The 10,913-nt window shown below is 62.3% G+C and carries 11 protein-coding genes and 1 pseudogene; 7 read left to right on the top strand and 5 right to left on the bottom strand.

Annotation, left to right across the window (positions count from 1 at the left end; genetic code table 11):
• A partial coding sequence (locus AC1D1X_RS07210) for a PDDEXK family nuclease (RefSeq protein WP_477698053.1) occupies positions 1 to 843 on the top strand: 843 nt, incomplete at its 5' end.
• A gap of 26 nt (positions 844 to 869) precedes the next feature.
• Here the strand turns inward: AC1D1X_RS07210 and AC1D1X_RS07205 are convergent.
• Positions 870 to 1,520, bottom strand: coding sequence for an FHA domain-containing protein (locus tag AC1D1X_RS07205; protein ID WP_477698052.1), 651 nt, complete (start codon positions 1,518 to 1,520; stop codon positions 870 to 872).
• A 117-nt stretch (positions 1,521 to 1,637) separates the two neighbouring features.
• Entirely contained in the window at positions 1,638 to 2,087 is a 450-nt protein-coding gene (locus AC1D1X_RS07200; RefSeq protein ID WP_457278742.1) for a surface-adhesin E family protein, read from the bottom strand.
• A 256-nt stretch (positions 2,088 to 2,343) separates the two neighbouring features.
• On the opposite strand from AC1D1X_RS07200, the gene AC1D1X_RS07195 reads away from it, so the two are divergent.
• On the top strand, positions 2,344 to 2,556 hold the full coding sequence (locus tag AC1D1X_RS07195; protein WP_457278743.1) for a CsbD family protein: 213 nt from the start codon (positions 2,344 to 2,346) through the stop codon (positions 2,554 to 2,556).
• A 171-nt stretch (positions 2,557 to 2,727) separates the two neighbouring features.
• Entirely contained in the window at positions 2,728 to 3,819 is a 1,092-nt protein-coding gene (locus AC1D1X_RS07190; protein ID WP_477698051.1) for an ROK family protein, read from the top strand.
• A gap of 108 nt (positions 3,820 to 3,927) precedes the next feature.
• On the opposite strand, the gene AC1D1X_RS07185 is transcribed toward AC1D1X_RS07190, so the two are convergent.
• Positions 3,928 to 6,402 carry a penicillin-binding protein 1A gene (locus AC1D1X_RS07185; RefSeq protein WP_477698050.1) on the bottom strand — a complete coding sequence of 825 codons (2,475 nt, stop codon included), beginning with the start codon at positions 6,400 to 6,402 and terminating at the stop codon, positions 3,928 to 3,930.
• Between the two features lie 538 nt (positions 6,403 to 6,940).
• Here AC1D1X_RS07185 and msrB point away from each other — a divergent pair.
• From msrB to AC1D1X_RS07165, 4 genes are all read left to right on the top strand, one after another.
• Entirely contained in the window at positions 6,941 to 7,438 is a 498-nt protein-coding gene (gene msrB, locus AC1D1X_RS07180; protein ID WP_477670962.1) for a peptide-methionine (R)-S-oxide reductase MsrB, read from the top strand.
• A gap of 2 nt (positions 7,439 to 7,440) precedes the next feature.
• Complete coding sequence (gene msrA, locus AC1D1X_RS07175) at positions 7,441 to 8,148, top strand: peptide-methionine (S)-S-oxide reductase MsrA (protein ID WP_477670963.1); 708 nt, start codon at positions 7,441 to 7,443, stop codon at positions 8,146 to 8,148.
• A gap of 178 nt (positions 8,149 to 8,326) precedes the next feature.
• Positions 8,327 to 8,560 (top strand): DUF3606 domain-containing protein, encoded by a 234-nt coding sequence (locus AC1D1X_RS07170; protein WP_477670964.1) that lies wholly within the window; start codon positions 8,327 to 8,329, stop codon positions 8,558 to 8,560.
• A 103-nt stretch (positions 8,561 to 8,663) separates the two neighbouring features.
• The gene (locus AC1D1X_RS07165; RefSeq protein WP_477698049.1) at positions 8,664 to 9,728 is read left to right on the top strand and encodes a Vgb family protein; all 1,065 of its coding nucleotides are present in this window, start codon (positions 8,664 to 8,666) and stop codon (positions 9,726 to 9,728) included.
• A gap of 185 nt (positions 9,729 to 9,913) precedes the next feature.
• On the opposite strand, the gene AC1D1X_RS07160 is transcribed toward AC1D1X_RS07165, so the two are convergent.
• The gene (locus AC1D1X_RS07160) at positions 9,914 to 10,420 is read right to left on the bottom strand and encodes a type II toxin-antitoxin system VapC family toxin (protein ID WP_477698048.1); all 507 of its coding nucleotides are present in this window, start codon (positions 10,418 to 10,420) and stop codon (positions 9,914 to 9,916) included.
• Positions 10,417 to 10,913, bottom strand: a pseudogene (locus AC1D1X_RS07155) (hypothetical protein); the annotation flags it as partial. The gene AC1D1X_RS07160 and the pseudogene AC1D1X_RS07155, both read right to left, overlap by 4 nt.

Raw genomic sequence — 10,913 nt, 5'->3', positions numbered from 1 at the left:
CATATACCCATATCAAAACAGGCAGCGCATCGGCCCGGCACATCAACGCAGTACCAGCACCAGGACAGCACCATGACCGGCACCTCTTTTTTGATCGGCTTCTTTATCTTTGTGGGCAGCGTGGCCCTGGGGGCGCTGGGCTATGAACGCTGGCTGTCGCATGTGGTGTCGGCCCGCAAGAAGGTGGCGCGCAACCACGCGCTGCGCCGCAAGCCGCTCACCAGTCGCGACGAGCTCGCGGTGTGGCGCTGGCTGGCAGACATTTTTCCGGACCACCATGTATTGATCAAGGTGCCCTTTACCGGCTTTATTGAACCCAACAGCCGCGGCGGCGACGCGCACTGGCAGGCGCTGCTGAGCACCGTGAGCTTTGCCTGCGCCGTGGCCGACCGCAAAGGCGCTGTGCTGGGTTGCGTCGATGTGCTGGGGCGCGGCGAGCTGGCTGACCGCAAGCATGCTTTCAAGCGCGAGCTGCTGGGCCGCGCCGGCATTCCCTACTGGATTGTGGACAGCCAGCGGCGGCCCGAGGCCACGCTGCTGCGTGAAAAGTTCACCGGTGCTGCCGCCACGCAGACGGCGATCAAAAAGACGCCACGCTCAGCCATGCCCCGCAAACCCGTCACCGCGCTGGAGCAGCGCCGCCTGTCACGCGTGTCCAACAACGCATCGGACCTGACCCGCACCGGCATGACGCCGCTGCATCTGAAGTCCACGCTCAAGCTGAAGGCACTGGCACGGGCCTTTGCCTGGCGCCTGGCCGGCGAGCCGCCTTCTTACAGGCCACGGAGTTCCCGCAGGCCCATGGGCTTTCCCACCACCAGCATCAGCAGCTCGACCATCTGAGCGAGCCTGCACGCCCCCCGGCCCGCTCAGGCTTCGGCGCTCTTGAGCAAAAACTCCATCTCGGTTCCGGCCAGGTTCAGTATGTCGTGGTGGGCCAGCGGAATCGCTTTCATGCCGATCGGTTTGCCGTTGCAGGTCGGCGGCTTTTCGCCGTCCATGTGCGCCACGTAGTAGCCGTCGCGCCGGTGCGATATCGACACCACGGCCACACCGGRCTGCCCGAAGGTGGTAACGGCCTTGACCACCGGCACCTCCAGCCCCGCTGACGAACCCGACAGCACCTTCAGGCTCGCGTGCATCGTGCCGCTGGTGCCGGGCAGGCCCATCGCGTCCAGCGCCATGGCGGTGGTTTGATGTTCGCGCGGAGCCTCTTCTTCATGCCGCGAGGTGGCCAGGTACTGGATGCGGAAGTTGCCGATATTGATGATGTCGTTGTCGTGCAGCAGCTCACGCGACTTGACCATGTGGCCGTTGAGGTAGGTGCCGTTGGTGCTGCCCAGGTCTTCAAGGTACACGTCCGCAAGGCCTTTCAGCAGGAACACGCAGTGCTCGCCGCTGACCACCAGGTTGTCGAAGATGATGTCGTTGTAGGGCCTGCGGCCCAGCGTGGTGCGGTCGTTCGTCAGGTACACGTGCTTGATTTCGACGCCTTCGACCGTTGCAATGAGTTGCGGCATGCAAGACCCTTCTTCAAGATAGTCGCCGGAGCCCCATGCGTAAGCGACAAACCATCGTAGCCCGAGCGCCCTAAAGGCACAAGCGGGGCACAACCCGCCACCGCCGCAACATGGTCGCTAATTGGTGGTAATTTTGCCGGTTTCGCATGCAGCGCGAATGATGCGCTGGGTCGGGTTGGGCGTCACGTCGCGAAACTCCATGGGACGCACCACTTCGTTGGGGTAAGTCACTGTTTTGTACGGCTCGCCCTTCCACAGGGGCTGCACGTAAAACGCCAGCGTGACGTACTTGGCGCTTTTATCGGCGCAGTCAAACAGCACGGTGGAAACATACGAGCGGTAAGGCACGCCGTCCCAGCTGGTGCGTTGCAGCGCGCGGCTTACGCGTACCTGCATGGCCCGCATGTCGCCGTTGGCGGCAATGGGGGTCGGGTCTACCTCAATGGTATTGACGGCCGGGTCAGCCGGGTCACCCATCACGGTAAACCATGTGGTGGGGGCGGCTGGCGCGCCCCACAGGGAAGCCCCGGACACCAGGGCCCCTAAAACGATGGCTAATTTCTTCATATGACTTTTTTCTTCCTTCCTCCACTGCACGGTCACTTCAAAGCACAGTCCATTGTCTGCAATGCCAGTTTAATCCTGACGCAACGAACGTTCTGTTGCAACTGTTTCCCGACCCGTAGCAGGCGCGCGTCGAAAGGCCCTGTAGGCACACACCCACACGGCTATGGGCCCGATGCCTTCGGCGCGGTCTGGGCCGGCGGGCTATCTTGAACTGCATGGAATTTTCCATGACGCAACTCTCTGAAAGGTACATCCCATGAACAAGGACCAGGTCAAAGGCAAGATCAAGGAAGTTGCCGGTGAAGTGCAGGAACACACCGGCAAGCTGGTCGGCAATGCCGAACAGCAGGCCAAGGGCCATGCCCGTGAATTCCAGGGCAAGGCACAAAAGGCCGCCGGCGACGCGCGTGAGAACGCAGAAGACATCCAGAAGGATCTTGACAAAGACCGCGACCCCCTGGGTCGCTAAGCAGCACTAAAACGCTGCACACCCACCATCGGCCGGCTCTTCCCGGCCGTTTTTTTGCGCGCAAATCGCCGCGTACACCAGCCATTGGCTGACGCGTTCAGGCGCGTTGGCTGATAGCCGGCGGCACGCAGTGCCCGCATCATGAAACCTTCCACCACAGCACACGCACCCATGCCACGCAAAGCCTCCGCTTCCCTGCCCGACGACCTTTTGCATGGTCAGCTGAAGCTGCCTGCCGTGACGATCAACGGCTACAGCCTGGCGCTGCACGACGGCGAGCGCTTTCTGGGCGACACCGTCAGCCGCGTCGCCTACAGCGAAATGCTGGACGTATGGCGCCGGGTGTTTCGCCGCATCAGCGGTGAAGACGTGCTGGGCACCAAGCCCACGCCGGCCATCAGCAAAAAGCGGTTAGACCTGCTCCTTCAACGCGACGGCAAGGCCGCCGCCGTGATTTCCGCGGCATCGGAAGACTACGCCTGRCAGCTGGTGCGTGTGGTGCGGCGTTTTCTGGCGCACCCCTCATGGCACGGCGTGCAGCGCATCGTGGTGGGCGGCGGCTTCCAGCAAAGCCTGGTGGGAGAGCTGGCCATCGACCGCGCGGCCGAACTGCTCTACCAGCAAAATGCCCGCGTGCATTTGATGACGCTGCGCCACCACCCCGACGAAGGCGGGCTGATCGGCTGGGTGCACCTGGCGCCGCCCGAGCTGTTGTCGCAATACGGCGGCTTCCTGGCGGTAGACATTGGCGGCACCAACGTGCGCTGCGGCATTGTGCGGCCACGCCTGAACAAGTCGCCCGACCTGTCGGACGTGCGCGTGGCGGGCCTGGAAAAGTGGGGCCACCGCGGCGACGACGATGTGACCCGCCGCGAACACCTGGTAAGCGGCATTGCCGCCATGCTGAAAAAGCTCAAGCGTCTGGCCGACAAAAAAGGCATCACCCTGGCGCCGTTTGTCGGCGTGGCCTGCCCCGGCATGATCTGCGACGACGGCTCCATCGCCGCCGGCGCGCAGAACCTGCCCGGTAACTGGGAAAGCCCGCGCTTTAACCTGGCGCATGACCTCAGCGAACTGCTGCCGCGCCAGGACGGCCAGACCACCCAGGTGCGGCTGCACAACGATGCGGTGGTGCAGGGCTTGTCTGAGCTGCCCTTCATGCAGGGCGTGAAGCGCTGGGCCGTGCTGACGGTGGGCACCGGGCTGGGCAATGCCAGCTTTGTCAACACGGGCCCACAGGCGGTGCGCAAAACGAAACGCTGACGCCGCATGCCGCGTTGCAATAATTCAAGAGAAAAAGCCCTAAAACCCAATCAGGACAAGCGCAAGCAGCTATCTATTTAATAGCAATCTAACGCACCGCGCACAGCGCTAGCGCGGTGAGATGGGCGCACCCACCACCACGCCCGGCACGGCGGTGTTTTCCACCGTACCTTCAGGCTGCACACGCCGCGGCTGCTCGGGTGGCAACACCACGCCCGGCGCACCACCCGGTACGTTGGGCKCGGGTGTGCCGTCTGCGGCAGGGCCATTCACGGTGATGTACTTGATCACCGGCGCCGGCTGCCACACGCGCGGCGGGCCGCCCTCGGTCGCCTGCCCTCCCACAGCGCCTGACACGTTTTGTGCGCCCAAAGGCTGGGGCATGCCGGAGTCACCACCCGACTGCGCCGGCTGGCTTTCCTGCGGCGGCTCGGCGCCATTGAGCAGCGCTTCAATGCGCTGGCGCTCCTGGTCCGTCACGCCTGCACCCTCTGGCGCGGGGAAGCGCAGGGCCACGTCCACCACTTTCGCCTTGATCGCACCCTGGAAAAACTCACCCACCATCGGCAGCGCGCTGCGGGCGCCCTGCCCATAGCTGTCAGCCATGGTCACGCGGTTGTCGTTAAAGCCCACCCACGCGCCGGCCACCAGCTGCGGGTGCATCATGATGAACCAGCCGTCGGTGTTGCCCTGCGTCGTGCCGGTCTTGCCGGCCACGTCGGCCTGGATGCCGTAACGGCTGCGGATGGCTGCGCCCGTGCCCTGGTCGATCACGCCGCGCATCACGTCCAGCAGCGTCTGCGCCACGGTGGCCGGCATCACGGTTTCGGCCAGCTTGGGCTCAAACGCTTCCAGCACCTTGCCGTTGCGGTCTTCTACCCGGGTAACGAGCACGGGCTCTATATAACGGCCGTCATTGGCCAGCGTGCCGTAGGCCGCCACCATTTCCCTCAGCGTGACAGGGCTGGTGCCCAGCGCGAGCGACGGCACTTCTTCCAGCTTGCTCTGGCGCACGCCCATGGCCTTGGCCAGTTTGGCCACATTGGCCGGGCCCACCGCGTGCATGACCTGCGCGGTGATCGTGTTCTTGGAAAACATCAGGCCCTGGCGCAGCGTCATCATCTCGCCGCTGGGGCCGCCGCCGTCGGTCGGCCGCCAGAAGGCACCGTTGCCCAGCGGAATCTCCACCTCGCCGTCCAGGTACACATCGGACGGCCTGGCGCCGTTTTCAAATGCCGCGCCATACACAAAGGGCTTGAAGGTCGAGCCCGGCTGGCGGCGCGCCTGCTGCACGTGGTCGAACTGGTCGCGCGCAAAGTCACGGCTGCCCACCCATGCCCGGACCTGGCCGTTGGTTGGGTCCAGCGCCATGAAGCCGGCCTGCAGGCGCGTCTTGTCGTCCTTCAGGTTTTGCATGAACTCGGCGTCCGCCAGCAGCGCCTTGGTGGCCTGGTCGTCGGTCTGCCCCTTGGTGCGCAGGGCCTTGTATTCGGCGGTGTCGCGTATGAAGGCCAGGGCCAGTTCACGCGGCGCGCCGCTCTTGGCCTTCCAGCCCGAGTTAAAGCGCCAGTCACCGGCCACCGTCTTTTGCAAGCGGTCTACCTGCACCGCCAGGGCCCTGTTGGCCATGTCCTGCAGGCGTGAATMAATGGTGCTGCGCAGCACCAGGCCGTCGGCATAAATGTTGTAGTCGTTGCGGTCGGCCCATTCAATCAGCCAGCGGCGCAGCTGCTGCGCCAGGTGCGGCGCCGAGCCCAGCTCTTCGTCCTGGCGCTCAAAGTCGATACGCAGCGGCTTCTTTTTCAGTGCCTCCAGCTGGGCTACGGGCAGCTTCTCGTGCTTGACCATCTGCGCCAGCACCGTGTTGCGGCGCTGCATGGCGCGCTCGGGGTTGGTCACCGGGTTGTAGTAGGCCGTGCCTTTGAGCATGCCCACCAGCGTGGCGCTTTGCAGCACGTCCAGTTCGTTGGCGGATTTGTCGAAGTAGGTGCGCGCCGCCATTTCAATGCCGTAGGCGTTGTACAAAAAGGGCACGGTGTTGAGGTAGCTCTCCAGGATTTCGTCCTTGGAATAAACCGCCTCTATCTTGAAAGCCGTGATGGCTTCCTTGAGCTTGCGCGTGATCGACAGGGAACGGCCGATTTCTTCCGGGTAGAGGTTGCGCGCCAGCTGCTGCGTGATGGTCGAGCCGCCCTGCGTCTTGCCGGCGGCCGTGTGCAGCACGGCCGACACCGTGCGCTTGATGTCCAGGCCGTGGTGGTCGTAAAACCGGTGGTCTTCCGTGGCGATGAGCGCATCGACCACGCTGGGCGAAATGTCTTCCAGCTTCACCCAGTCGCGGTTGGCGCGCTTGAACACCGCCAGCACCTGGCCGTCAGACGACATCACCACCGAGGGCTTGGCGGTTTTGGCTTTCAGCAGGTCGTTGATGCTGGGCGTGAACGGAATCAGGATCAGCACATACAGCAACACCAGCACCGGAATGGCCGCCAGTGTCAGCAGCACGCCGCGTTTGGTGGGGTGGCGCAAGCGGCCAGGAATGGTGGCCGCAAAGTCGCGAAGTTGGGTCAGGAGCTGTTTCATCATTGCCTGCAAGTCTAAAGGGGAGGCGTAAACGGGCCTGTAGGACTGCGGCGATGCGGGAAATGCACGCCATGGGAAAACACCGCTTCGGCGGCTTGCAGGAGGCCATTTTTTAGCGCCGAATTGGCCTCAAGACCAATGGGAACGGGCGCAAGCAGCTACTGTTTTAATAGCGGCCTGCGGGGCAGTTTTGGTGGAATTTTGGGTCTGTTGTGCCTCTTTTTTGCCTCTTTTTGCCCGTTTTCAGCCGCTGCTGGCCCTGGGGCCGCTTTTTGGGGCCATTTCGCCGTTTGCAATGCCATTTTCAAGCATCAAATCGGCCTCCAGCCCAATAGGAGTCTGCGCGAGCAGCTACTGTATTGATAGCAGTTTCAGCGTGCCCGCTATTTCGCCGCACGGAACTGAACCGGTACAGCGTCATCCAATCTTTCGCACCAGGGGCGTCGTCATCCGTAAGAAACACCTCGCCACGCCGACCAACCTTCATGCCGCCTGTTCACGGCAAGCAATACAACAACCCACCGAAAGAGGCCAAAGCATGATGACCCGCAGAAACTCCCTGCTCCAACTGGGCGCCCTCTCCGCCGCCATGGCCGCCGGCCTGCGCGGGCTGCTGGCGTCTGCACCCGCCCACGCGGCCGCGCGCGCCTATGAAGTCACCCGTACCGAAGCCGAATGGCAAAAGCTGCTGCGGCCCGACCAGTACCGCGTGCTGCGCAAGGCAGGCACTGAAACGCCCTTCACCAGCCCGCTGAATAAAGAAAAGCGCGCCGGCGTTTTCAGCTGCGCCGGTTGCGACCTGCCCCTTTTCTCTTCAGCCACCAAGTTCGACAGCGGCACCGGCTGGCCCAGCTTCTGGCAGGCCATGAACAACGCCGTGGTCGAAGAAACCGACACCACCCTTTTCATGAAACGCACCGAAGTGCTGTGCCGCCGCTGCGGCGGGCACCTCGGCCATGTGTTTGATGACGGCCCCAAACCCACCGGCCTGCGCTACTGCATGAACGGCGTGGCCCTTAACTTCAAGGCAGCCTAAAAATGAACAAATACCTTTTCGCCTTGGGCGCAGTAGCACTGGCCACGTGGATATTGGTGGGCGGCGGCATGGGCACCAGCGCCGCACAAGAAGAAAAAGCCGTGAAGCTGCCCGCCCCCACGGTTGACGCCACGGCCGCCGCACAGCCAGCCACCGCCGTGTTTGCCGGCGGTTGCTTCTGGGGCGTGCAGGCCGTGTTTCAGCACACCGAAGGCGTGCTCAACGCCGTCTCGGGCTATTCAGGTGGTGAGAAAGCCACCGCCACCTACGAGCAGATCGGCTCAGGCCGCACCGGCCACGCCGAGGCCGTGCAAATCACCTACGACCCGAAAAAGATCAGCTACGGCAAGCTGCTGCAGATTTACTTTTCGGTGGCGCACGACCCCACCACACTCAACCGCCAGGGCCCCGACAGCGGCACGCAATACCGCTCAGCCGTGTTCTACAAAGACGCCGAGCAAAAGAAGGTGACCGAAAGCTACATCGCCCAGCTCGACGCCGCCAAGGCCTTCCCGAACAAGATCGTGACGCAGCTGGCGCCGCTGGCCGCCTTCTACCCTGCCGAGGCCTACCACCAGGACTACGCCACCCTGCACCCCAGCCAGCCTTACATCGCCAGGTTTGACCTGCCCAAGATTGCCAACCTGAAGACCGTGATGCCCGAGGTCTACCGCGAAAAGCCCGTGCTGGTGTCACAGGCCGGCAAGTAAGGCGGAGGCCCGGTTCGGCGGGAACATAGGGCGCGCAGGGCGTAGGCCATACCCCCGACTTGCGCCAATGCGCGCTATTCCTTCGCTGAAACCCATCAAGTCGGCAATGGCCTACAAACATGGTGGGCCAGGCGCGCTAATGTGGTCTTTTACCTTAGCAGGCAAGGAGTAAAAGACCATGACCAATACCGATAGACCCCAATCACATGCAGGCGAACAGCCTGAGCGCATCAACCTGAATGACAAAGCCACCACTGCGGAATGGCTCAAGAAGCTGGACGTGACCCAGGAGCAGCTTCGTGAAGCCGTAGCCGCCGTGGGCGACAAGGCCACCAATGTGGAAATGCACCTCAAGGGCGCGCGCAGCACCACCAATGCAGACCGCGTGCGCGAGTTGAGTACAGATAGGTGAGCTTGATGGCGGCGCGCATTGCCGCCAAAATGCCAGAGACACCACCCTTCACCGCCGTTCACCGTGTTCAGCGCATGCAGCAAGATGCGCAGGAGGTTTTGCCATGGCATTGCAGACACGCGCTCCATCCCACGCTCCCCAGCAATCAGACGCAACCCAGATCAACCGGCGCACCGCGTTGGTGGCCCTGCCCGGTTTGGCGGGCCTGGCTGGTTTGAGTTTGCCGGCCGCCACACATGCGCAAACACCCGGTACCGTCCGCCTGCAATCGTGGCCGCTCAACGCCCGCACCTTCACCGGCATTCACGACATCGCACCCGCGCCTGATGGCGGCGTGTGGTTCTCGGCCCAGCGCAGCGGCCACCTCGGCTGGTTTGACCCACGCACCGGCAAGTCAGACCTGGTGGCGTTGGGCAATGGCTCATCACCCCACGGCGTGATTGCCGGGCCCGACGGCGCAGCCTGGCTGACCGACGGCGGGCAAAACGCCATTGCCCGCGTGGCCTGGCCTTCGCGCGAAGTCAAGGTCTTCCCCCTGCCCGCAGGCACACCGTACGCCAACCTCAACACCTGCGCCTTCGACGGCGAWGGCAACCTCTGGTTCACCGGGCAAAGCGGCTACGTCGGCAAGGTAGAGGTACGCAGTGGCACCGTCACCGTGAAAGAGTCCCCCCGCGGCCGCGGCCCCTACGGCATCTGCGCCACGCCCAAGGGTGACGTGTGGTGGTGTTCACTGGCCGGCTCCTTCATCGCCCAACTGGACCGCAAGACCGGCGAATCACGCATCGTCGAGCCACCCACACCCCGCCAGGGCGCCCGCCGCGTCTGGTCAGACAGCAGGGGCCGCATCTGGGTATCGGAATGGAACAGCGGCAACCTCTCAATGCACGACCCCGCATTGGGCACAGGCCCCAGCAGCTGGCGCGCCTGGAAAGCCCCCGGCACCGAGCCACATATTTATGCCGTGTACGTTGACCACAAAGACATCGTCTGGGCCTCAGAGTGGAGCAGCAACGCCCTCTTGCGCTTTGACCCGGCCACGGAGAAGTTTGAGGTGATCACCATGCCGCGTTCTGCGGCGAGCGTGCGGCAGATATTGGGTCGGCCCGGGGAGGTTTGGTTGCCTGAGAGTGGGACGGAGTTTGTGACGGTGGTGAAGACGGGGTGAGAGCCATATCAACGTATGTCGGGTAAGGGAAAGATCCGTTGGCCATCGGTAGGATCAGCAAGACCGCCTCCCTTCGCCATATCAACCCACGCGGCGAGCTACGGAAGGAAGAGGGCTTAGAACGTCCAACTAAATACAAAGAACTGGATGGTGGTCAATGTCGGGCCAGAAGCCTGAGGTGTGTTTTATCCCACTACCTCTACAGTCAAGCTAAACACCGTCTGCACCAAACCGTTCTCGATGTATTGAAAATCCCCCACATTCTCAGTGACCAAAATAGCAACAGGATCAAAGTCGACGCAGGTGGCGGCTATGACGGCATCAGGTAATTTTAGTTTTCCGCCATTGGGGCCCGCAGGTGCTCCCCCAAGAGCAGCAGCCCTGCGCAAAGCTTCTGCTCTAAGGCTCGCAGCTTTGTCCAGTATCTGCGGAGTCACGTCCACCACCATCAGATTTTCCCTATCGAATTCCAGCTGAAATGCTGCTTCAGCCGCCATTCGGACATTGAGGTCAGGCAAGCGAYGCGCAGCGACCATGCATTCGGCAATGCAGATACCGCTGGTTGCCATTGCCGCCCCCGGATACTTCATGCGCAGCGCCGCAAGTTGTGCCCTTACTTTTCCGGATTTAGCGGCATCCCCTAAAACGAGATGACTCCAGACATTGGTGTCAAAAAGCAAAACATGGCTCATGCTTTGCCTCTAGACGGAGGGATATCGCGTGCACTCCATGATTCGCGCTCGTGTCGTAAAAACTCATTGAGCGCTGTAGAGTCAGCCCCCTCTAGAGATGGTCTCTCAGCATTCAAAAGACTGTCCCATCCAGCCTCGAGCTCCAGCAAGTCGCGGCCAGTTGAGATGGCCTCAACCAGCGCATCAATTTCCCCCATCACAACAGCCAGCTCTCTGCGGATACTGCTGCGCAGGCGACCCAGAGTACGCGGGTCAAGCTCGAGATTTTGCTGCCCCCCCAGAATGCCTTGMACAGCCTGCGCAGCGCTTCTACCTAGTGCCGAAAGTCGCCGATGTGATGGGCGATTAAGTGAAAACTCAGGCCACGGGAGTTCAAGGATTTTTTTATGGATATCACGTGGCCCAAAAAGTCCTCTCGTCTGAAATTGCTTAATTGCGTGGTTCACATATTGGCTATTTAAATAGCCAACGAGAAAATTCGCCTCATCTGAGG

It is taken from the genome of Polaromonas sp. P1_G4 (genome assembly GCF_056405475.1).
This window is presented reverse-complemented; position numbering and strand designations above follow the sequence as displayed.